The following is a 21,405-nucleotide window of genomic DNA, read 5'->3' as shown; positions in this document are numbered from 1 at the left end:
AACATGCTGATCGAGACCCTTTCGGTCTTTCCCGAGATGTTTGAACCCGTCATGTCCACATCGATCTTGGGCCGTGCCCGCAAGGCCGGCCTTTTTGATTTTAAGGCGTATAACCTGCGCGACTGGACGCACGATCGCCACCGTACCGTCGATGACGAGCCGTACGGCGGCGGGCAGGGCATGCTCATGAAGGTCGAGCCTATTGCCGAGGCAATCGAGGCCATTAGCTCTGAGGGTCCCAAGCCCACCGTGGTGTTCTTTACGCCCTGCGGTGAGCCTTTTACGCAGCATGTAGCCGAGCGCCTGCTCCAAAGCGAGCGCCTGCTGTTTGTGTGCAGCCGCTACGAGGGTGTCGATGAGCGCGCGTATGCCTATGCCGACGAGCGCCTGTCGATCGGCGACTATGTGCTCACGGGCGGCGAGCTGCCTGCTATGGTCGTTGCTGACGCCGTCGTGCGTCTGATTCCCGGCGCACTTGGTGACGAGATGAGCAACGTTGACGAATCATTCTCGACCGCTGAGGACGGAGGCCTGCTCGAGTACGCGCAGTACACCCGCCCCGCCGAGTTTAACGGCGAGGGCGTGCCTCCCGTGCTTGTAAGTGGTGACCACGCCAAGGTTGACGCTTGGCGCCGCAAGAACGCCATCGAGCGCACCTGTCGCTGGCGTCCCGACTTAATTGAGACGGCGCGGCTTACGCCTAAGGAACGCGCGTATGCGCAAGAGATTTTGGACGCTTCGTATTCGCAGAGCGAGGAGTGAGAATGGTTCCGTCGCAGCATTCCATGCTAAAGGGCGCGTTTGAGTGGGTCGTGATCGTCGCAATCGCGCTCGTGGCCACCTTCTTGATTCGCACCTTTGTGGTCGAGCCCTTTGTGGTTCCCACCGGTTCCATGGAGTCCACGATTGAGATTGGCGACCAGATCCTGGCGCAAAAGGTGACGCTTGAGCTCGGCCAGCCTGTCAAACAGGGCGATATTGTGGTGTTCCACAACCCCGATGGCACCTCTGAGCACGATGTGCTCGTCAAGCGGGTCATCGCTACGGCCGGCCAGACGGTCGACCTGCAGGACGGCAAGGTGGTCGTTGACGGCCAAGCGCTCGACGAGGACTATACGACGGGCATGAGCTGGCCACTGTCGGTCCAGGCGCCTGGTGCTCAGGTGAGCTATCCCTACACCGTCCCCGACGGGTGCGTGTGGGTGATGGGCGACAACCGCGAGAACTCAGCCGACTCACGCTACTTTGGCCCGGTCGACCGTTCGGACCTGATCGCCGTGGCGCTCGTGCGTTACTGGCCGCTCAACCGTCTGGGCGCTATCGACTAAAAACCGCTATAGTACAGTACCTAACCGTGTAATCGTTTCGACGAGGGGATATTAGAGGCATGAACGCTTCATCGCTTTCCTTCCAAGACATCATCCTGCGCCTCCAGCAGTATTGGGGCGAGCAGGGCTGCGTCATTATGCAGCCCTATGACTCCGAGGTCGGTGCCGGTACCTTCCATACCGCGACCACGCTGCGCTCGCTCGGTCCTTCCGAGTGGCGCACCTGCTATGCGCAGCCCTGCCGCCGTCCCGCCGACGGCCGCTACGGCGAGAACCCCAACCGCATGCAGCACTACTATCAGTTCCAGGTGCTCATTAAGCCTTCCCCGGTTAATGCTCAGGAGCTTTACCTGGGGTCTCTTGCCGCCATTGGCCTGGACCCCAACGACCATGACGTCCGCTTTGTTGAGGACGACTGGGAGAGCCCGACGCTCGGTGCCTGGGGCCTTGGCTGGGAGGTTTGGCTCAACGGCATGGAGGTCACGCAGTTTACGTACTTCCAGCAGGTGGGCGGCATCGAGGTCGACCCCGTGCCCGTCGAGATCACCTACGGCCTGGAGCGCATCGCCATGTACGCCCAGGGCGTCAACTCCGTCTACGACCTGGTGTGGAGCTATCTGCCCGACGGCACGCCCATGACCTACGGTGACGTGTTCCTGGAGAACGAGCGCGAGTTTAGCGCCTACAATTTTGAGGTCGCTAACGTCGAGATGATGCGTCAGAAGTTTGACGACTACGAGGCCGAGTGCCACTCCTGTCTGGAGCGCAAGCTGCCGCTGCCCGCATACGACTGCGTCATGAAGTGCAGCCATGCCTTCAACCTGCTCGATGCCCGCGGCGCCCTGTCCGCAGTCGAGCGCGCCAACTACATCCTGCGCGTCCGCGCCGTCGCCAAGGCGTGCTGCGAGGCCTATATGGCCGAGGTCGCCGGAGTTAACGAGAATGCCGACCAGGAAGGCGAGGTGGCGTAAGCCATGGCAGACGCTAAGGATTTCCTGTTTGAGATCGGTACGGAGGAAATGCCCTCCGCACCGCTGAACAATGCCGTCAAGCAGCTTGGCGATATGATCGCCAAGGGCCTCGACGAGGCCGGCCTGGCCCATGGCGAGGTCCGCGTGATCTCGAGCCCGCGTCGTCTGGCTGCGCTCGTGACCAACGTCGCCACCGCGACCGATGAGGTCCACGAGGTCAAGCGCGGCCCTGCGGCAAACATTGCCTTCGATGCCGACGGCAACGCCACCAAGGCCGCTCAGGGCTTCGCCCGCAAGTGCGGTGTGGCTGCCGAGGACCTGATCCGTCGCGAGGACACCGACGGCCGCGAGTACGTGTTCGCCGAGAAGAACATTCCCTCCGTGCCGGCTACCCCTATTCTGACGGCCCTGTGCGAGAAGACCATTGCCGGCCTGCAGTGGCCCAACTACCGCAGCCAGCGCTGGGGCCACGAGCACGCGACGTTTGTGCGTCCGGTCCGTTGGATCTGCTGCCTTCTGGGCGAGGACGTTGTGCCCGTGACGTTTGCCGATGTGACGAGCGGCAATACCACGCGCGGACATCGCGTGCTGGGCGCCGGTGACCATGTTGTCGCCAGCCCCGCCGTCTACGAGCAGGTGCTCGAGGACGCCGGCGTGCTCTCTGCCGAGCGTCGTCGTGAGGCCATCCTTGCCGGTATTGCCGAGGTCGAGGCCGCTCGCCCTGGCTGCCATGTCGATACGCCCAAGAAGGTCTTCGAGGAGGTCATTAACCTCTGCGAGTGGCCGACGGTGCTCGTCGGTACCTTCGACGAGGAGTTCCTCAAGGTCCCGCACGAGATCATCTGCGAGTCCATGCTCACCAACCAGCGCTACTTCCCGATCTATGACGGCGAGGGCAAGCTCACGCGTGAGTTCGTGGTCGTCTCCAACAGCAAGCCCGAGAATGCCGATCGTGTGATCGACGGCAACGAGCGCGTCGTGCGCGCCCGTCTGGACGATGCCAAGTTCTTCTACGAGGAGGACCTGAAGATCTCCCTCGACGAGTTCCGTGAGCGTCTGGCCAAGGTTGCCTTCCAGGAGAAGCTCGGCAGCGTGCTCGCCAAGTCCGAGCGCATTGAGCAGCTCGCGCTCGCTATTGCCCGCGAGGCCCATCTGGGCGCCCACCTCGCTGCCGATGCCGCTCGCGCCGCGCACCTGTGCAAGGCCGACCTGGTTTCCAACGCCGTCGTCGAGTTTACGAGCCAGCAGGGCGTGATGGGTGGCTATTACGCAACTGCGATGGGGGAGAACGACGAGGTCGCCCACGCCATTCGCGATCACTATCGTCCCCGCTTTGCCGGCGATGAGCTGCCCGAGGGCACCGCTGGCTGCATCGTGGCCTGTGCCGACAAGCTCGATACCATTGCCGGTATCTTTGCCATCGGTGAGCCCCCGACCGGCTCTTCCGACCCCTACGCGCTGCGTCGCGCCGCTATCGGCATTATCAACATCCTGCGCGATCGTCTGCCGATCGACCCCACGACGCTCATCGACTTTGCCCTTGAGCTCTATAGCGAGCAGGGCATCGAGTTCGACACCGCCGAGGTCGCCCAGCAGGTCCGTGAATTCTTCCACGGCCGTCTGGTGAGCATGGCCCGCGACGAGAAGATTCCGGCGGATACCGTCGCCGCCGTCTCCGCGGTGCACATCATCGCTCCGTCCGTCTTCTTCGCCCGCTGCGCCGCGCTCGACGAGGCTCGTAAGAACGATGCCGAGACCTTCGACAACCTGGCTACTGCCTATGCCCGCGCCGCGCACATCTCCAAGCCCGAGCTGGGTATGGAGTACGATCGCAGTCTGATGGGTGAGGCCGAGCTCGCGCTCGCCGATGCCTCCGAGGCTGCTCAGATCGCTGTCGATGGCGCCCTTGCTGCCGAGGATTACCCGGCCGCATTTGCCGCCCTTGCCGCCCTGCGTGCCCCCATCGACCGCTTCTTCGACGAGGTTATGGTCATGGACAAGGACGAGCAGCTCCGCGATAATCGCCTTAAGCTGCTCAACCGCTTCGAGGCCGTTTTCTCTGGCATCGCCAACATCGGTGAGCTTGCCCGCAAAAAGTAAGCCAGCCTGCGCATAAGCGCAAAAGGAGCCCCGCATGGATTGCCCGGTCACCGCACGTCCCACCGTTATCGTTATCTCCGACTCGCTCGGTGATACCGCTTGTGAGGTGGTGCTTGCGGCGTCCGGGCAATTTGATGAAGGGGCTTTTCGTCTCTTGCGCTTGCCCAAAGTGAACTCGGTGGAGCAGGTCAAGTCGTTTGTGGGCCCGCGCGTCGATGCGGACCATCGTGATATCGCCGTGTTCCACACTATCGTCGATCCGGCGCTTCGCGCCCGCGTGCTCGATTACCTGGGTATGCTGCATATTCGCTCTGTCGACCTGATCGGTCCGACCCTTGCCGTGCTGTCGTCGCTCATCGGTGTGCCGCCCAAGGGCGTTGCGGGCGTTATTCACAAAACGGATGACCGCTATTTCCACCGCATTGAGGCTATGGAGTATTTCGTTGAGCACGATGACGGGCGCGGTTGCGACGACCTTTCGGGGGCCGATATCGTGCTGCTGGGCGTGTCGCGTACGTCCAAAACGCCGCTGTCGATGTATTTGGCCTATCAGGGTTACAAGGTCGCAAACGTTCCGCTGGCGCACGGCATGGAGCCGCCGAAGTCGATTTACGAGGTCGACCCGATGCGCCTGTTCGGCCTGATTTCGACCGTTGACGTAATTTCTGAGATTCGCGACAGCCGCTTGGGCGATGACTACGCCCGCGCCGTCGCCGGCTCCTATGCCGAGCCCGAGAGTGTGCGCAGCGAGCTTGAGGAAGCCCGTGCCCTCATGAAGCGCCTAGGCTGCTTTGTGGTGCGTACCGACGGTAAGGCGATTGAGGAGAGTGCATCCGAGATCATCGGTCATTTGGAGGAAATCCAAGAAGCTCGAGCCCGTCGTGCCGCTCGCCGAGCCCAACAAAAGTAGCTAATTTGGGACGGGGCTTTTTTAGCTACCCCGGCTGAGGCCGCGAGCTTTTTGGCCGATTGCCGACGGGGTAGCTAAAAAAGCCCCGTCCTAAAAAGACTAACAAAAATAATGCATGATAATGGTAAAGCGATTTAACAAAGTTCTTTCAGTTAACCTGCAAGTCTCCTACACTGGTATCTTCATAAGGTAACCACCTTTATCTACCGTTTACCGTCAGTTTTACCACGTTTACCAAACCTCGCACCCTCTACGCAAGCACTTCCAATACCCGCCGTATAGTACCCTCACGGCCCGCATCCGGCGGGTCGATTCGTTACCACGGTCGTGCGCGACAGCGCATGGAAGGGGAGTATCGTGAGCGATTGCAAGAGGGTTTACCGTTTTGGAACCGACGCCCAGGGCACCTGTGTCACTGAGGGCGACAAGTCCATGAACTTTGTGCTTGGCGGCAAGGGTGCAAATCTTGCCGAGATGAGCCGCATCGGCCTGCCGGTTCCCGGTGGCTTTACCATTACCTGCCAAACCTGTGTCGAGTACTCCGGCGCCGGCAACGTGTGGCCCGAAGGCGCACTCGATGAGATCGTTGCCGCCGAGGCCGATCTCGAAGCCCGCTGCGGCAAGAAGCTTGGTGACGCATCCGACCCGCTGCTCGTGTCAGTTCGCTCGGGTGCTCCGTTCTCCATGCCCGGCATGATGGACACGGTCCTCAACTTGGGCCTTAACGACGACTCCGTTCTGGGCCTCATTGCCCAGACGCAAAATCCGCGTTTTGCCTGGGATAGCTACCGCCGCTTTATCCAGATGTTCTCCAACGTCGTTATGGGTGTCGATGCCGACTTGTTTGAGAACGCCCTGACCCAGGCTCGCTTGGTCGCCGGCGTTCGCGTCGATTCCGAGCTTTCGGCCGAGGACCTGCAGGAGCTCGTCGAGACCTTCAAGGGCATATTCTCCGAGAACGTCGAGGCTGCCCTGTATCCCGAGCTCGAGGTTGTCGACGGCAAGCCCGTCTTCCCGCACGATCCGGAGCTCCAGCTGCGCCTTGCCATCCAGGCCGTCTTTGGCAGCTGGATGAACGAGCGCGCCTGCATCTACCGCAAACAACATGGCATTTCCGACGAGCTCGGTACCGCCGTCAACGTCCAGGCCATGGCTTTTGGCAACAAAGGCGAGACCTCTGCGACCGGCGTCGCCTTTACGCGCAATCCGGCCGATGGCACCAAGGAGTTCTACGGTGACTTTTTGGTTAACGCCCAGGGTGAGGACGTCGTCGCCGGCATCCGCAACACTGAGCCCATCGCCGACCTCAAGACCACCCCGGGCCTCGAGTCCGCTGGTGAGGAGCTCGAGCGCGTTTTCCTGACGCTCGAGGATCATTACCGCGATATGTGCGATATCGAATTCACCATCGAGCAGGGTAAACTTTGGATGCTTCAGACCCGCGTGGGCAAGCGCACCGCTACCGCCGCGCTGCGCATCGCTATCGAGATGGTCGAGGAGGGCCTCATCACCCGCGAGGAGGCCGTGAGTCGCATCGATCCCGCGCAGCTCGACCAGCTTCTGCATCCGCAGTTCGACTCCTCCAAGAAGTACGAGGCCCTGGCCAGCGGCCTTAACGCCAGCCCCGGCGCCGCCGTAGGCGAGGTCGTGTTCTCGAGCGACGATGCCGTCGCGCGCGCCAACGAGGGCCACAAGGTCATTCTGGTTCGCTGGGAGACCAACCCCGATGACTTGAAGGGCATGGTCGCTGCCGAGGGCATCCTTACCAGCCACGGCGGCAAGACGAGCCATGCCGCCGTTATCGCCCGCGGTATGGGTACGCCCTGCGTCTGCGGCGTTGAGCGCTTCCATATTGACGCCGCCGAGAAGGTCGTGCGCATCGAGGGCAGCGACCGCGTGCTTCACGAGGGCGACATCATCTCCATCGACGGCACTCAGGGCATTGTCGTCGATGGCGCCGTCGATCTGGTCTCCGCCGAGCTCACCGGCGATCTGGACACCATTCTGTCCTGGGCAGACGAGATTCGCCTGGACGAGACCGACGGTCACGCCAACCACGTGCGCGTCAACGCCGACAACCCCGAGGATGCCGCGCTCGCACTCGAGTTTGGCGCCGAGGCCATCGGCCTGTGCCGCACCGAGCACATGTTCCTGGGCGATCGCAAGAACATTATCCAGAGCTTTATCCTGTCCGACGACGAGGCCGTGAAGCAGCAGGCCCTGGCCGACCTGCTCAAGGTTCAGACCGAGGACTTTCTGGCGATGTTTAAGACCATGTCCGGTCGCGATGTGGTCGTTCGCCTGCTCGATCCGCCGCTGCATGAGTTCCTGGATAATCCTCGCGAGCTCGAGGTCGCCATCACCAAGAAGGAAGCCGCCGGCGCCGGCGAGGAAGAGCTTGCCACCCTGCGTGCCCGCCTGCGTCGAATCGACGGCATGGTTGAGTCCAACCCGATGCTCGGCTTGCGCGGTGTGCGCCTGTCCGTTGTCTTTGGCGATCTGCCGCTCATGCAGGTTCGCGCCGTCGCCACGGCTGCTGCCCGCCTTATCAAGGAGGGCGTTGACCCGCGCCCCGAGATCATGGTCCCGCTCGTTTCCATCACAGCCGAGCATGTCCAGACCCGCGAGGTCATCGAGCGCGTGATCGCCGAGGTATCCGCCGAGGAGGGCGTCGAGCTCAATATTCCCGTGGGCACGATGCTCGAGCTGCCGCGCGCCTGCATGGTCGCCGACGAGATCGCCCACCATGCCGACTTCTTCTGCTTTGGCACCAACGACCTCACCCAGACAACCTTCGGCTTCTCGCGCGACGACGCCGAGGCCAAGTTCATCCCGCTGTACATGCACAAGAAGATCCTGAAGGATAATCCCTTCGAGACCATCGACGCGGCGGTGCTCGAGCTGGTGCGTATGGCAGTCGAGAAGGGTCGCGCCGCCAACCCCGACATGCACTTTGGCGTGTGCGGCGAGCACGGCGGCGACCCCAAGTCCATCAAGGGCCTGTTCAACGTGGCCGATGTGGACTACGTGTCCTGCTCGCCCTATCGCGTGCCCCTCGCACGACTGGCTGCCGCCCAGGCCAAGCTCGATGCCAAGCGTTCCGCCTAGCGTTTAGTGTATAGACCCCTAGCGTAGCCCCCTTCATGCCGCCCGTCTCATTTGTGAGGCGGGCGGTTATCATGTGCGGGTTTTGTCTTTTTGTCTGCGAAAAAAATTGTTCTTGCAGCAGAAACCCGCGCGTGTATACTCGAATACGTTTGTTCAACTACGTGCCGGCCAAGGTGGTACGGCACCTCTAGAAGAGTAAGGAATTGCACATGGATTACATCCGCGCAATCGAGCGTCAGCAGATCCGCGAGGACATCCCGCAGGTCCGCGTTGCCGACAACGTCAAGGTTCACTACCGCATTAAGGAAGGCGACCGCGAGCGCATCCAGGTTTTCCAGGGTGACGTTATCCGCATGGCCGGCGCCGGTGCCCGTGAGACCTTCACCGTCCGCAAGATTTCCTTCGGTGTCGGTGTTGAGCGTACCTTCCCGCTTCACAGCCCCAAGATCGCCAAGCTCGAGGTCGTCCGTCATGGTCGCGTCCGTCGCGCCAAGCTGTACTACCTCCGCGACAAGGTGGGCAAGGCTGCTCGCATCCCCGAGAAGCGCTAAGAAGATCGCAGCGTCTGTCCACTCGTTTGGACACAAGGGTCACCTTCGGGTGGCCCTTCTTTTTATCTGATTTCCATGCAAGGAGGGCCTGGTATGGCCAATATGACGAGCTCGATTTCGGCATCGCAGGTTGCCGGCGAGCTGGCGAGTGCCACGTTCGAGGAGATTCCCGCCCTCGTGGAGCACTATCGCGAGGATCCGCGCCAGCAGGTGATCAAGGCTTGCGAACGCGCACTTAAGCGCCATGCCAAGGAACTTTCCGAGCGCGAGCGCGTCAACGGCATGTACGAGCTTATGCATGAGCTCGGCGGCGATGGCGTGGTCGTTGGTGTTGACGAGGTGGGGCGCGGCTCTGTCGCCGGCCCGTTGACGGTCTGCGCTGTCTGCCTTCCCATGGAGCCGCGCGTTTGGGGCATTAACGATTCCAAAAAGCTCACGCCTGCCCGTCGTGAGCTGCTCTCGGTGCAGATTGCCGAGGTGGCTACGGCCATTGGTTTTTGCCATATCGCGCCTGCGGACATCGATGAGATGGGCATGGCCCGCGCCATCCGCGCTGCCGTTGCGGGCGCCGTGGCCGATACGGGGCTCGAGCCCGATTGCGTGCTTATGGACGGCAACCCCTTGGGCGCCGTTCCCAACGAGCGCGATGTGGTCAAGGGCGATGCCAAAATCGCCTGCATCGCCGCTGCTTCCATTATGGCCAAGGTCACGCGTGACGAGATGATGGTCGAGTACGATGCCGAGTATCCCGAATATCATCTTGCTGAGTCAAAGGGCTATGCGAGCCCCGAGCACATTGAGGCTATTCGTAAACATGGCCTTTCTCCGTTGCATCGTGTGAGCTTCTGCGGAAATTTTTTGCAGACGGAGCGTCTTTTTTAAGGCAAATATGGAGACAGGGACTTCTGGGATTTTATAAACCAGCTGGTGGGGACCGCATGCAACGCAATTGTTGCATGCGGTCCCTTTTTTGTTTGTTTTTGGTTGGACTTTGGTTTTCTTTTGGTACTTACCCGCAAGAAAGGCGGCCCCATGATCGGGTCAATATCGTGCGCGGGAAAGGAGACCCCATGTGCGCCGCAAGTGCAAAGAGCAAGACGCAACAGCTCAAAGAGCTTTGGGAGAGCGGGGAGATTGATTGCGCGTCGATTACGCCTGGGTTCATTAAGGGCCTCAGTCCTCGAGAACTGGGCATGCTGGGCGAGCTTATTGCAATCGATTACTTTCGCGAGCGCGGTTATGCCCTCTTGGAACAGGGCTACCGGTGTCCCGAGGGCGAGGCCGATCTGGTACTGCTTGATGAACTTGATGATGTCGTGGTGATGGCTGAGATCAAGACAAGGCGCGTCGCCCTAGATTGCAACACGCGGGTCTTTCCCGAGGAGGCGGTGGACGCCCAGAAGCAGCGTCGCTACCGCCGTATCGCGAGTTGTTACCTTATGGATCACTATCCCCTTAGGGCGATTCGCTTCGACGCGGTGGGCGTTACTATCCGCGGCGGTCATATTGCGGAGATTGAGCATCAATACAACGCATTCGATTGGCAGGTATCGTGATGGCGTTTGACACCTTTGCCGTCCACGCTGCATGTATTCGTGGCGTCGAGGCGATTCCCGTCACGGTCGAGGTCTCGCTTGCCGGCGGTATTCCGGGTATCCAAATGCTTGGCATTCCAAGTATGGAGGTGATGGAGTCGCGTGGCCGCATACGCTGCGCAATGCGCTCGGCGGGATTTGAGATTCCACGGGCGGGCATTACCGTCAACTTGGCTCCGGGCGACATCCGTAAAACGGGCAGTGGTTTTGACCTGCCGATTGCCATCGCGGTACTGGCGGCCGATGGGCAGATTCCCCGCGACCATCTAGACCATTGCCTTATTGCCGGTGAGCTCGGGCTGGATGGTAGCGTGCTGCCCGTAAAAGGCGAGGTTGCGTTTCAGTTGTTGGCGCGTGATATGGGCCTGTCCTTTATTGCAGGAAGATCGGATCAACATGTACCGCTTGCCGGTGTGGACTGTGGCTTTATCGACCATCTGTCTCAGCTCGCCCGCGGTATGGGCGAGGCGGCTCGGCATTATCTGGATTCCGAGGGTGTCGAGGCGTCGTTTGAGCCAGAACTTGATTATGCCGATGTGCTGGGGCAGGAGGTTGCCAAGCGCGGCATTGCGCTCGCGGCGGCGGGGGAGCTCGGCCTGCTTATGATTGGCTCGCCGGGTTCGGGCAAGACCATGCTCGCACGCCGCATGACGGGTATCTTGCCCGAGCTTTCTCTCGAGGATCAGCAAGAGGCGCTGTGCATCCATTCGGTCTTGGGCGAGAACATCGATGGTTTGCTGGCGGGACACCGGCCGTTCCGTAGCCCCCACCACAGCATTTCGACTGCGGGCCTTATTGGCGGCGGACGGCCGGTGCACCCGGGCGAGATTAGCCTAGCGCACGGCGGCGTGCTCTTTTTAGACGAGCTTGCCGAGTTTCCCAACAGCGTGCTGCAGACACTCCGTCAGCCCATAGAGCGCGGCTACGTCAAGATCGTACGCGTCGATGGGGCTTTCACGTTTCCCTCGAGGTTCCAGCTGCTTGCCGCGAGCAATCCCTGTCCCTGCGGCTTTTTGGGCGATCGCGAGGTACCGTGCCGCTGCTCGGCTTCGATGGTTGAGCGCTATCGGTCTAAGCTACGTGGTCCCTTGGCCGATCGTATTGACCTTATGATTGACGTGACCCGACCCGATCCGCAGGTAATTATCGAGGGTGCCGAGGGTATGTCGTCAGCTGAACTACGTGACTATGTTGTGCGGGGTCGGGCATTTCGTGCCTGGCGCGAGTCCCGTTTGGACGATGCAGATGCCGAGGCCGAGGACGATGAGTCACGTTCCATCGACGGCGTCGTGTCGACCTTTGCGCTCGATGGGGCAGCGGAAAAGTGCGTGCTCGGCCTGTCGAGGCGCACACATCTCACAGGGCGCGGCATCGTGCGCTTGGTGCGTATCGCGCGCACGATCGCCGATGTTGCCGAAAGTGAGCGGGTAACCCAAGACCACGTGCTCGAGGCGGCGATGTACCAGGGGAGGAGGGACCAGTAATGCCCAAGGAGACTTTTGAGCTGCATCCCGGTGATGCGTTGTATCCAGCTACCGTTTTGGAGCTCTCCGATGTACCCCAGACGCTTTATGTGCGTGGCGACCCCGCCGCACTGTCGACGCCCGCGCTCTCAATCATCGGCGCTCGTAAGGCCTCGCCGTACGGCCTTGCCGTGGCAGAGCTGGCCGCGAAAGTTGCGGTCGAGGCGGGGGTGACGGTGGTCTCGGGCGGTGCGGTCGGCTGCGACCAGGCCTCGGGTTGGGCTGCGGTCAACGCTGGTGGCAGGCACGTCGTGGTGTTGGGTACGGGCGCCGACGTGGTTTACCCGCGCTCGAGTGCAGGGCTCATCGCGCGCACGATCGATACGGGCGGCGCGGTCGTGTCCATCTCGCCTTGGGGTATGGGGCCACGCAAGTTTGCCTTTCCGCGGCGTAACCGGGTGATTGCCGCGCTTTCGCAGGCGCTCTTCGTGTCGGAGGCCGGCATGCCCTCGGGCACGTTCTCGACAGCAGAGGCCGCCATGGACCTGGGGCGCGAACTGCTCGCGGTACCGGGCTCCATTTTGTCACCAGAGTCGCGTGGGACCAACTACCTCATCGCCAACGGGGCCTGCTGCATTGTTGACGAGGAGTCTATTGAGATGGCCATCTCGCGAATATACGGCACCCTGCGTTATTCACGTCCCGATGCGCCCGGTATCGCCGATCTGGACCCCACGCAGCAGGCCGTGATGCACGCGCTCATTGCCTCGCCGCTCAAGGTCGATGACATTGCCGCGCTCGTCTCCCTCGATGCCGTCGGCGTGCTCAAACTCCTGGGCTCACTCGAGCTCGAGGGACTCATCGAGCGCATGATGGATGGAAGGTATGCGCCCTCAAAGTTTGCGCTTCACGCTCAGACGCCCTTCGGTCACAATGGAAAGCGTGTCAATTAGAGAGGTGTTTGCAGATGCTGTTTGATCAAGTGACGGTTATCGGTGGCGGTCTGGCGGGATCGGAATGCGCGATTCAGCTGGCAGATCGCGGGTTTGCCGTAAAGCTGTGCGAGATGCGGCCGCTGGTGACCTCTCCTGCCCACCATACCGATCACTTGGCGGAGCTCGTCTGCTCCAATTCGTTTAAGTCGACCCGACCCGATTCCGCCGCCGGCCTGTTGAAGGCCGAACTCGAGCGCATGGGTTCGGTGCTGCTCGACTGCGCTCATCGCGCTGCCGTTCCCGCTGGTGGCGCCTTGGCGGTCGACCGTGTTAAATTCTCCGAGCTCGTCGAGGCCGAGGTTGCCGCCCGCCCCAATATCGAGGTCGTTCACGGCGAGATCACCCAGATTCCCGAGGGCCATGTGGTTATCGCCGCGGGTCCCTTGTGCTCGCCGGCGTTGAGCGGGGAGGTCATGAAGCTCGTCGGTGGTGATTCCCTGGCGTTCTTTGACGCCGCGGCCCCGATTGTCGATGCCTCGACGCTCGATATGGATGTGCTGTTCTCGCAGTCGCGCTACGAGGAGCAGGGGAGTGGCGACTATCTCAATGCCCCGCTCAACAAGGAGGAGTACGAGGCCTTTATCGAGGCGCTTACCACGGCCGATCGCGTGGTGCTCAAGGACTTTGAGGGCGGGGATCTCTTCCAGGCCTGTCAGCCAGCCGAGGAGGTTGCGCGCACGGGCAAGGATGCCATCCGCTTTGGCGCTATGAAGCCCGTCGGGCTCACCGACCCGCGCACCGGTCGCCGTCCCTGGGCGGCGATTCAGCTGCGCGCCGAGAACAAGGAGAAGACCGCCTATAACCTGGTTGGTTTCCAGACCAACCTGACCTTCGGCGAGCAGAAGCGCGTTTTTCATATGGTTCCCGGTCTGGAGAATGCCGAGTTTTTCCGCTATGGCGTCATGCATCGCAATACCTTTGTCGATGCTCCCCATGTGCTCGATGGGACCTTCGCCGTACCCGGCACGGGCGTGCGCCTTGCCGGACAGATTACCGGTACGGAGGGTTACATGGAAGCGGTCGCGACGGGTCTCCTCGCTGCGCTCAATACCTATGCCGAGGCTATCGAGGTTGCTCCTGTCGAGCTGCCGCGCGTGGGCGCTCTCGGCGCGCTCGTGGGCTATGCGACCGATCCCGCTACGGTCGGATATCAGCCCATGCATGTTAATTTTGGCCTGGTGCCTCCCCTCGAGGACGGTAAACGCCGCAGCAAACGTGAGCGCTATCAGGCCTATGCGGATCGCGCCCTTAAGGCCCTGGATTCCTATCTGGAATCGCGCTCCGACCTGTTTGGGGGCGACCGGCCATAGCCTTTGACCTGTACGGTGCCGTCGACTCGTTCATAGCCTATATTGCACGCGTCGAGGGGCTTTCTTCTAACACTGTTATCGCTTACGGCTCTCGTCTGGAGCGTTTTGCCGCTTGGTGCGAGCGTGGGGATATCGATGCACGCACGGCGGACGTACGTACCGTTCGCATGTATCTGGCGGAGCTGTCGCGCGAGCAGGTGGCGCCCAGGACGATTGCGGCGCACCTGTCTGCCATTCGTTCGTTCTATCGATGGATGGCTGCCGAGGGTCTTATCGATGGAGACGCTGTCTCTGCGATTGCCTCGCCCAAGCTTCCACGCGATTTGCCCGGGGTGCTGACCACCCAGCAGGTTAAGGCACTGCTTGCAGCGCCAGACGTTTCAACGCCTGCGGGACTGCGCGATGCGGCGATGCTCGAATTGCTCTATGCATCTGGGGCTCGCATCTCCGAGCTTGCGGCACTCAATGTTGAGTCCATTGCTTGGTCCGAGCGAACGCTGCGGCTTTGGGGTAAGGGGAGCAAGGAGCGTATCGTGCCCCTGTATCGGCGTGCTCTCGATGCGACCCGCCGCTATATTGAGGAAGGAAGACCGGAGCTTCTTGCTCAGGCAAAGCGTGGCGACGGTACGAACGGTGTGCATCCGCTGTTTATCTCGGCACGCGGCAACCGTATGAGCGCCGCCATGCTTAGGCGACGGTTTCATATGTTGGCGACGCTTGCGGGCATTCCTTCCGATATCGCCCCGCATGCGATGCGCCATACTTTTGCGACCGATTTGCTCGAGGGCGGAGCGGACTTGCGCTCTGTCCAGGAGTTGCTGGGGCATGCAAGCTTGTCCACCACGCAGATTTATACGCATCTCACGCCCGATCGGCTCAAACGCGCCGTTACCCAAGCCCTTCCGCGCGGCGAGTAAGGCAGGAGAGGGGTTCTATCCAATCGATCGCGCGTCCGTGTGTGTGGTTTTGATTTCGGGTTGGCAGAAAGATGTAATCCTGCTATCATTCATCGGGTTGCTTCACGGCAACAGGTTTTTATCACGCACGCGCGGCTACTTCATACCGTGGTGCCCGGGCTTTGGTAGCACATGTCCGGGTTGGTTTTGGAGGATGACCCCGCGCGGAGGCAAACCACAGGAGGTTTAACATGGCTACCAAGATTAATATCCGCACCCTGCTCGAGGCCGGCTGCCACTTCGGTCACCAGACCCGTCGCTGGAACCCCAAGATGAAGCCGTTCATCTTCGGTGAGCGCAACGGCATCTACATCCTCGACCTCAAGCAGACTATTCTTGACGCCGACCAGGCTTACACCTTCGTCAAGAACGTTGCCAAGGGTGGCAACGTGCTGTTCGTCGGCACCAAGAAGCAGGCTCAGGAGGCCGTCAAGAACGCCGCTGAGCGCGCCAACATGCCTTACATCAACCAGCGTTGGCTCGGCGGCATGCTGACCAACTTCGTCACCATCCGCTCCCGCATCAACCGCATGGAGGAGCTCGAGGCCATGGTCGAGGACGGCCGCATGGCTGTTCTTCCCAAGAAGGAGCAGGCTGTTCTGGGTAAGGAGCTCGCTAAGCTCCAGACCAACCTCGGTGGCGCCCGCGACATGAAGGGTCTGCCCCAGGCTCTCTTCGTCATCGACACTAAGCGCGAGGAGAACGCCATCAAGGAGGCCCAGCGCCTGAACATCCCCGTCGTCGCTCTGATCGATACCAACTCCGATCCCGACGAGGTCGAGTACGGCATCCCCTGCAACGATGACGCCATCTCCGCTGTCACCCTTATGTGCGAGCTCATGGCCGACGCTTGCCTCGCTGGCTCCGGCAAGGAGCAGGTCTCCGAGGCCGAGATGGCCGCTGAGCCCAAGGCCGAGTAAATCAGTCCTATTTAAGTCTTTTTCATCTCTTTGAAAGGAACCACAATGGCCCAGATTACCGCCGCTATGGTCAAGCAGCTCCGCGAGATGACCGACTCCCCGATGATGGAGTGCAAGAAGGCTCTCGTCGAGGCTGACGGTGACATGGACGCCGCTGTTGACGTTCTGCGTAAGAACGGCCTCGCTAAGGCTGCCAAGAAGGCTGGCCGCGAGACCAACGAGGGCGCTGTCGCCGCGTTCGTCTCCGAGGATGGCAAGACCGGCGCTCTGCTCGAGCTCTCCTGCGAGACCGACTTCGTCGGCTCCAACGCCAAGTTCACCGGCTTTGCTTCCAAGGTCGCCGAGGTTGTCGCCACCACCGAGCCGGCCGATGTCGACGCTCTGCTCGAGAAGCCGATGGGCGAGGAGACCGTTTCCTCCGAGCTCACCGAGATGATTCACATCATGGGCGAGAACATGAAGATCTCCCGCTTCGCCGCCCGCAAGGCCGAGAACGGCGCTCTCGCTTCTTACATCCACATGGGTGGTAAGATCGGCGTCCTCGTCGAGTTTGCTTTCGAGAAGGCTGAGACCGCTCAGGCTGAGTCCTTCAAGACCTTTGCCCACGACGTTGCCCTTCAGGTTGCCGCCGTCGCTCCGATCTGCGCTACCCGCGATCAGGTTCCGGCCGAGACCGTCGAGCATGAGAAGCAGATCTACATGGCTCAGGCTGCCGAGTCCGGCAAGCCCGAGGCCATCCAGGAGAAGATGGCTGTTGGCCGCCTGGAGAAGTTCTACAAGCAGTCCGTGCTCACCGAGCAGGAGTTCATCAAGGACAGCTCCCTCACCATCAAGAAGTACGCTGAGCAGGTCTCCAAGGAGCTCGGCGATACCATTACCGTCGTTGCCTTCGACCGTCTGGTCCGTGGCGAGTAAATAAGCTCTTGTAGCTGGTAATGAGCAGGCTGTGGGTTTTACTCACAGCCTGCTTTTTCATGCCTCTAAGCAGAGCCTTTGATATCATATTGAGAGTCTAATTAAAGGAGGATCGCTTTGTCCGACATCCGATATAAACGCGTGCTTTTGAAGCTTTCCGGCGAAGCACTGATGGGCGATGGCCACTATGGCATCGACCCCAAGGTTACCGACCATCTTGCCAAGCAGGTCAAGGAGCTGCTCGCCGTTGGCCATGAGGTCGGCATCGTTGTCGGCGGCGGCAATATTTTCCGCGGCATGGCTGGAGCTGCCGGCGGTATGGAGCGTGCTCAGGCCGATTACATGGGCATGCTTGCAACCGTTATGAACGCGCTCGCCCTGCAGGATGCCTTCGAGCATAACGATGTTCCTTGCCGCGTTATGAGTGCCATCCAGATGAACGAGATTTGCGAGCCCTATATTCGTCGTCGCGCCATCAATCACCTGTCCAAGGGCAATGTCGTTATCTTCGCAGCCGGCTCGGGCAATCCGTACTTTACGACTGACACCGCCGCGGCCCTTCGTGCCTGCGAGATCGGTGCGGAGATTCTGATTAAGGCCACCAAGGTCGACGGTATCTACGACAAAGATCCCGTCAAGTGCGCCGATGCCGTCCGCTTTGACAAGATCACCTATCACGAGGTGCTCGTCCGCGGCCTGCAGGTTATGGATTCCACGGCTACGGCCCTGTGCCAGGATAACCGTATGCCCATTTTGGTCCTCAACATCGATGGCGAGGACAACGTCAAGCGCGCGCTTTCGGGTGAGCCCGTCGGCACGCTCGTCTATCAGGAGGATTAAGCATGGCAGAGAACATCACCGCCCACATGGACAAGTCGCTTGAGTCCCTCAAGCACAACTTCTCCAAGGTCCGTACCGGCCGAGCCAACGCTAACATTCTGTCCGACATCACCGTCGATTATTACGGTGTTCCCACGCCGGTCACGCAGGTTGCCGCCGTAAAGACCCCCGAGGCCCACATGCTGCTCATCGAGCCGTGGGATAAGGCGCTTATCAACGCCATCGTCAAGGCCATCGGCGCTTCCGATCTGGGTATTACCCCCAACTCCGATGGCACCGTTGTTCGTCTTCCGTTCCCGGCTCCCACCGAGGAGCGCCGTCGCGAGCTCGTCAAGGAGTGCCGCGAGTACGCCGAGCAGGCCAAGGTGTCTATCCGTAACATCCGTCGCGACTTTAACAACAAGCTCGAGCGCGATGAGGAGCTCACCGAGGACGACGTCCGCCGTGAGCAGGCCAAGGTGCAGAAGCATACCGACGAGTATGTCGCCAAGGTCGAGGAGCTTCTGAAGGAAAAAGAAGCCGAGGTCATGGAGATCTAAGGTGCAATACGACGAGAACAAACTGGTCGAGTACTTTGCCGACGCCCCTGCGGGCGTCGGTTTTTCCGACCTTGACCTCAATAACATTCCGCGCCATATCTCTTGCATCATGGACGGTAACGGTCGCTGGGCTACGGCGCGAGGTCTTGCCCGTACCGAGGGCCACAAGGCGGGTATCGTCTCCCTTCGTGAGGTCATTACCGCCTGCGTGCGTCTGGGCGTCGACGTGCTTTCCGCCTATGCGTTTTCAACCGAAAATTGGAACCGCCCGCAGCATGAGGTCAACGTCTTGATGCATCTGTTTGCCAAGACGTTTATCGATGAGCTGCCGCTTCTGAAGCGCGAAAACGTCCGTGTTGTCTTTTTGGGTGATATTTCCGCGCTGCCCAAGAAGACCCGCGACGTTTTTGAATGCGGTCTTGCCGAGTGCGCTGATCACACCGGTATGACGCTGGCGCTTGCCGTCAACTACGGCGCGCGTGCCGAGATTACCCGTGCCGCCCGTCAGCTTGCGCTCGATGCTGCCGCCGGCAAGATTGACCCTGCTGCTATCGACGATGATATGGTTGCTTCGCACCTGTACACCGCCGGTCTTCCCGATCCCGAGCTGGTCATTCGCACCTCTGGTGAGCTTCGCCTTTCGAACTATCTGCTGTGGCAGGTGGCTTATTCCGAGTTCTATGTCACCGATACCTATTGGCCTGACTTTGATCGTTGGGGCCTTGTTGACGCCATTTTGGCCTATCAGGGCCGTGACCGTAGGTTTGGTGGACTGAGCAAGACCGAGGAGGCTTAATCGTGTCCGATCGTCCCAAGGCATCCGCTCCCAAGACGGCTGCGCGCAAAGCTGCCACTGCGGGAGCGCCTGCAGCGAAGAGCGGCACCGGTTCGTGGCTTGCGGGCTTTATTACCCGTGCCGCCGCCGGTATCGTCTACGCCGTCGTCTTTATCCTGTGCCTGGTTTTGGGTATCGTGCCCACCGCCATTTTTGTCTCTGTCATGAGCGGGCTTTGCTGCTTTGAGTTTTTCCGTATGACGAGGCTCGATGGCAAGGTCGCCAACGAGCATCTGGGCATTATTGCCGCCGTGCTCTTTCCGTTATCGGCGCTTGGCGATTCGCTTTTGCTGAACGCCCTGCTTTTTGCACTGATGCTCGCGGTGGGCATTTGGTATGTTTGGTCGCCGCGTACCCGCATCTCTGATGTGGCCGTGACGCTCATGGGTCCCATCTACACAGGCTTTATGCTGTCGGCTATTGTGCTGCTGCGCGATGCCGTGCCCGGTTTTGCCGGCGCCCTGCTTTCAGTGGGTGTTTGCGCGTCCCTTTGGGTCTCCGATTCGTTTGCCTACATCGTGGGCAGTCGTATCGGCAAACACAAGATGGTTCCCAAGATCTCTCCCAACAAGAGCTGGGAGGGCTTTGTTGGTGGCATCTTGGGCTCGGTTCTCATCTGGCTCATTTTGTGGGTGACGCATTTCTATAAGCTGAGCTTGCCCTATGCGCTGCTTTGCGGCGTGGTTGTGTCCATCCTGGGCGTTATCGGCGACCTTATCGAGTCGCGCATCAAGCGCGGTGTGGGCGTCAAGGATTCCGGTAACCTTATCCCGGGCCACGGCGGCATGCTCGATCGTAGCGACTCGCTTATCTTCGGCTGCATCACCGCGCAGCTGATGCTGATGATCGGAGGCGTGCTGTAATGTCCTTCCAGACGACCTATGGCTCCGATGGACGTCTCCGTGTTGCCATCCTGGGCTGTACGGGCTCTATCGGCACTCAGGCACTCGATGTTTGCCGTCAGCATGCCGATCGTCTGCAGGTGACGGCGCTTTCCGTTAATTCCAGTACCACTGAGCTCGTTGCGTTTGCCCGTGAGTTTTCGGTTCCGGCGGTTGCCGTGGCCGATGTCGCTTATGGCGATGACGCCGTGCTGCAGGAGTTGCCCGAGGGAACGGAGCTCGGCGTTGGTGCGCAAGCGGTTTGCGAGCTCGCGCGTCGCGACGATGTTGACTGCGTGCTTGTCGCTATTGTGGGCGCCGCCGGTCTCGAGGCAAGCCACGCGGCCTTGACCTCGAATAAGCGTCTTGCCCTTGCCAATAAGGAGTCGCTCGTTGTTGGCGGTGACCTGCTGATGCCGTTGGCTCAGCCCGGTCAGCTTATCCCGGTCGATTCCGAGCACTCTGCAATTTACCAATGCTATCTGGGTGAGAATCCGCGCGAGGCCCATTGTATTTGGCTTACCTGCTCGGGCGGTCCGTTCTTTGGCCGTTCGCGCGAGGAACTCGACCGTGTGTCGCGCGCCGATGCCCTGGCGCACCCTACGTGGGCTATGGGTGCCAAGATCACGATTGACTCCGCTACCCTCATGAACAAGGGCCTGGAGCGTATCGAGGCGATGCGCCTGTTCGGTTGCGACCTCGACTTTATCAACGTGGTCGTGCAGCGCCAGTCAAAGATTCATTCGATGGTCGAGTTTGCCGACGGCTCCGTGATGGCGCATCTCGGGGCATCTGACATGCGCATTCCCATCCAGTTTGCCTTCTCGTATCCCGAGCGCTGGGATACTCCGGCTCCGCGCATCGATTTCCGCGAGTTGGGTCAGCTTACCTTTGATGCGGCCGACATGGATACGTTCCGCTGCCTGGCGCTGGCCGAGCGTGCGGGCAAGACGGGCGGCACCATGCCGTGCGTGCTCAATGCCGCCAACGAGGTTGCCGTCGATGCCTTCCTGCATGATGGCTGCAGTTTTACCGATATCGATCGCATTGTGGAATCCTGTATGGATGCGCATGATACGCAGACGGTCGATTCGTTTGAACAGCTTCGCGGTATCGATGCGTGGGCGCGTGAAAAGGCCGCGCAAGTGCTCGTCGCAACCCGTTCTTAACCCATAAGGATTGCTTTTT

The 21,405-nt window shown here is 60.6% G+C and carries 20 protein-coding genes; all 20 read left to right on the top strand.

What is annotated here, in order from left to right:
* The first annotated feature begins 3 nt into the window (after positions 1-3).
* Complete coding sequence (gene trmD / locus ACTQZF_RS01585) at positions 4-762, top strand: tRNA (guanosine(37)-N1)-methyltransferase TrmD (RefSeq protein ID WP_427747915.1); 759 nt, start codon at positions 4-6, stop codon at positions 760-762.
* A gap of 2 nt (positions 763-764) precedes the next feature.
* A complete protein-coding gene (gene lepB, locus ACTQZF_RS01580) occupies positions 765-1,328 on the top strand; it encodes a signal peptidase I (protein WP_441554359.1) in 564 nt (187 codons plus the stop codon).
* 59 nt (positions 1,329-1,387) lie between these two features.
* On the top strand, positions 1,388-2,299 hold the full coding sequence (locus tag ACTQZF_RS01575) for a glycine--tRNA ligase subunit alpha (RefSeq protein ID WP_117716653.1): 912 nt from the start codon (positions 1,388-1,390) through the stop codon (positions 2,297-2,299).
* A gap of 3 nt (positions 2,300-2,302) precedes the next feature.
* The gene (glyS, locus tag ACTQZF_RS01570) at positions 2,303-4,399 is read left to right on the top strand and encodes a glycine--tRNA ligase subunit beta (protein ID WP_441554358.1); all 2,097 of its coding nucleotides are present in this window, start codon (positions 2,303-2,305) and stop codon (positions 4,397-4,399) included.
* Positions 4,400-4,433: 34 nt separating this feature from the next.
* The gene (locus tag ACTQZF_RS01565) at positions 4,434-5,309 is read left to right on the top strand and encodes a pyruvate, water dikinase regulatory protein (protein ID WP_154516238.1); all 876 of its coding nucleotides are present in this window, start codon (positions 4,434-4,436) and stop codon (positions 5,307-5,309) included.
* A 357-nt stretch (positions 5,310-5,666) separates the two neighbouring features.
* Positions 5,667-8,417 (top strand): pyruvate, phosphate dikinase, encoded by a 2,751-nt coding sequence (gene ppdK, locus ACTQZF_RS01560; protein ID WP_441554357.1) that lies wholly within the window; start codon positions 5,667-5,669, stop codon positions 8,415-8,417.
* Between the two features lie 209 nt (positions 8,418-8,626).
* Positions 8,627-8,968 carry a 50S ribosomal protein L19 gene (gene rplS / locus ACTQZF_RS01555; RefSeq protein WP_117583231.1) on the top strand — a complete coding sequence of 114 codons (342 nt, stop codon included), beginning with the start codon at positions 8,627-8,629 and terminating at the stop codon, positions 8,966-8,968.
* 93 nt (positions 8,969-9,061) lie between these two features.
* The gene (locus ACTQZF_RS01550) at positions 9,062-9,850 is read left to right on the top strand and encodes a ribonuclease HII (RefSeq protein WP_154516244.1); all 789 of its coding nucleotides are present in this window, start codon (positions 9,062-9,064) and stop codon (positions 9,848-9,850) included.
* Positions 9,851-10,038: 188 nt separating this feature from the next.
* Positions 10,039-10,524 carry a YraN family protein gene (locus tag ACTQZF_RS01545; protein ID WP_427717567.1) on the top strand — a complete coding sequence of 162 codons (486 nt, stop codon included), beginning with the start codon at positions 10,039-10,041 and terminating at the stop codon, positions 10,522-10,524.
* Positions 10,524-12,047, top strand: a complete 1,524-nt coding sequence (locus ACTQZF_RS01540) for a YifB family Mg chelatase-like AAA ATPase (protein WP_427717565.1) — start codon at positions 10,524-10,526, stop codon at positions 12,045-12,047. The genes ACTQZF_RS01545 and ACTQZF_RS01540 overlap by 1 nt, the downstream gene beginning before the upstream one ends.
* Positions 12,047-12,979, top strand: a complete 933-nt coding sequence (locus ACTQZF_RS01535; protein WP_427717562.1) for a DNA-processing protein DprA — start codon at positions 12,047-12,049, stop codon at positions 12,977-12,979. Before ACTQZF_RS01540 ends, ACTQZF_RS01535 begins: the two co-directional genes overlap by 1 nt.
* 14 nt (positions 12,980-12,993) lie before the next feature.
* Positions 12,994-14,331 (top strand): methylenetetrahydrofolate--tRNA-(uracil(54)-C(5))-methyltransferase (FADH(2)-oxidizing) TrmFO, encoded by a 1,338-nt coding sequence (gene trmFO, locus ACTQZF_RS01530; protein ID WP_441554356.1) that lies wholly within the window; start codon positions 12,994-12,996, stop codon positions 14,329-14,331.
* The gene (locus tag ACTQZF_RS01525) at positions 14,295-15,248 is read left to right on the top strand and encodes a tyrosine recombinase (protein ID WP_427717601.1); all 954 of its coding nucleotides are present in this window, start codon (positions 14,295-14,297) and stop codon (positions 15,246-15,248) included. Before trmFO ends, ACTQZF_RS01525 begins: the two co-directional genes overlap by 37 nt.
* Positions 15,249-15,478: 230 nt before the next feature.
* Positions 15,479-16,207, top strand: coding sequence for a 30S ribosomal protein S2 (gene rpsB / locus ACTQZF_RS01520; protein WP_055285135.1), 729 nt, complete (start codon positions 15,479-15,481; stop codon positions 16,205-16,207).
* A gap of 45 nt (positions 16,208-16,252) precedes the next feature.
* Positions 16,253-17,122: a translation elongation factor Ts gene (gene tsf, locus ACTQZF_RS01515; RefSeq protein ID WP_022094736.1), complete on the top strand. Its 870-nt coding sequence runs from the start codon at positions 16,253-16,255 to the stop codon at positions 17,120-17,122.
* Between the two features lie 117 nt (positions 17,123-17,239).
* Positions 17,240-17,962 carry a UMP kinase gene (gene pyrH / locus ACTQZF_RS01510; RefSeq protein ID WP_427717558.1) on the top strand — a complete coding sequence of 241 codons (723 nt, stop codon included), beginning with the start codon at positions 17,240-17,242 and terminating at the stop codon, positions 17,960-17,962.
* Positions 17,963-17,964: 2 nt separating this feature from the next.
* Positions 17,965-18,501: a ribosome recycling factor gene (gene frr / locus ACTQZF_RS01505; RefSeq protein WP_006236112.1), complete on the top strand. Its 537-nt coding sequence runs from the start codon at positions 17,965-17,967 to the stop codon at positions 18,499-18,501.
* A gap of 1 nt (position 18,502) precedes the next feature.
* Positions 18,503-19,297, top strand: coding sequence for an isoprenyl transferase (locus ACTQZF_RS01500; protein WP_441048376.1), 795 nt, complete (start codon positions 18,503-18,505; stop codon positions 19,295-19,297).
* Positions 19,298-19,299: 2 nt separating this feature from the next.
* The gene (locus ACTQZF_RS01495; RefSeq protein ID WP_441554355.1) at positions 19,300-20,199 is read left to right on the top strand and encodes a phosphatidate cytidylyltransferase; all 900 of its coding nucleotides are present in this window, start codon (positions 19,300-19,302) and stop codon (positions 20,197-20,199) included.
* Positions 20,199-21,386, top strand: a complete 1,188-nt coding sequence (gene dxr, locus ACTQZF_RS01490; protein WP_441554353.1) for a 1-deoxy-D-xylulose-5-phosphate reductoisomerase — start codon at positions 20,199-20,201, stop codon at positions 21,384-21,386. Before ACTQZF_RS01495 ends, dxr begins: the two co-directional genes overlap by 1 nt.
* Positions 21,387-21,405 lie beyond the last annotated feature (19 nt).

It is taken from the genome of Collinsella sp. LCP19S3_H3, assembly GCF_052119145.1.
Lineage (GTDB): Bacteria > Actinomycetota > Coriobacteriia > Coriobacteriales > Coriobacteriaceae > Collinsella.
Note: the sequence above shows the minus strand (reverse complement) of the source record. Positions and strands in the feature narration are given on the sequence as shown.

Excerpts from the sequence above, each read along its gene's own strand:
- lepB (WP_441554359.1), top strand. The coding sequence starts at position 765 with ATGGTTCCGTCGCAGCATTCCATGCTAAAGGGCGCGTTTGAGTGGGTC.
- rpsB (WP_055285135.1), top strand. The coding sequence starts at position 15,479 with ATGGCTACCAAGATTAATATCCGCACCCTGCTCGAGGCCGGCTGCCAC.
- rplS (WP_117583231.1), top strand. The coding sequence starts at position 8,627 with ATGGATTACATCCGCGCAATCGAGCGTCAGCAGATCCGCGAGGACATC.
- dxr (WP_441554353.1), top strand. The coding sequence starts at position 20,199 with ATGTCCTTCCAGACGACCTATGGCTCCGATGGACGTCTCCGTGTTGCC.
- ACTQZF_RS01565 (WP_154516238.1), top strand. The coding sequence starts at position 4,434 with ATGGATTGCCCGGTCACCGCACGTCCCACCGTTATCGTTATCTCCGAC.
- ACTQZF_RS01535 (WP_427717562.1), top strand. The coding sequence starts at position 12,047 with ATGCCCAAGGAGACTTTTGAGCTGCATCCCGGTGATGCGTTGTATCCA.
- ACTQZF_RS01575 (WP_117716653.1), top strand. The coding sequence starts at position 1,388 with ATGAACGCTTCATCGCTTTCCTTCCAAGACATCATCCTGCGCCTCCAG.
- ACTQZF_RS01540 (WP_427717565.1), top strand. The coding sequence starts at position 10,524 with ATGGCGTTTGACACCTTTGCCGTCCACGCTGCATGTATTCGTGGCGTC.
- tsf (WP_022094736.1), top strand. The coding sequence starts at position 16,253 with ATGGCCCAGATTACCGCCGCTATGGTCAAGCAGCTCCGCGAGATGACC.
- trmD (WP_427747915.1), top strand. The coding sequence starts at position 4 with ATGCTGATCGAGACCCTTTCGGTCTTTCCCGAGATGTTTGAACCCGTC.
- ACTQZF_RS01545 (WP_427717567.1), top strand. The coding sequence starts at position 10,039 with ATGTGCGCCGCAAGTGCAAAGAGCAAGACGCAACAGCTCAAAGAGCTT.
- frr (WP_006236112.1), top strand. The coding sequence starts at position 17,965 with ATGGCAGAGAACATCACCGCCCACATGGACAAGTCGCTTGAGTCCCTC.
- ACTQZF_RS01550 (WP_154516244.1), top strand. The coding sequence starts at position 9,062 with ATGGCCAATATGACGAGCTCGATTTCGGCATCGCAGGTTGCCGGCGAG.
- trmFO (WP_441554356.1), top strand. The coding sequence starts at position 12,994 with ATGCTGTTTGATCAAGTGACGGTTATCGGTGGCGGTCTGGCGGGATCG.
- glyS (WP_441554358.1), top strand. The coding sequence starts at position 2,303 with ATGGCAGACGCTAAGGATTTCCTGTTTGAGATCGGTACGGAGGAAATG.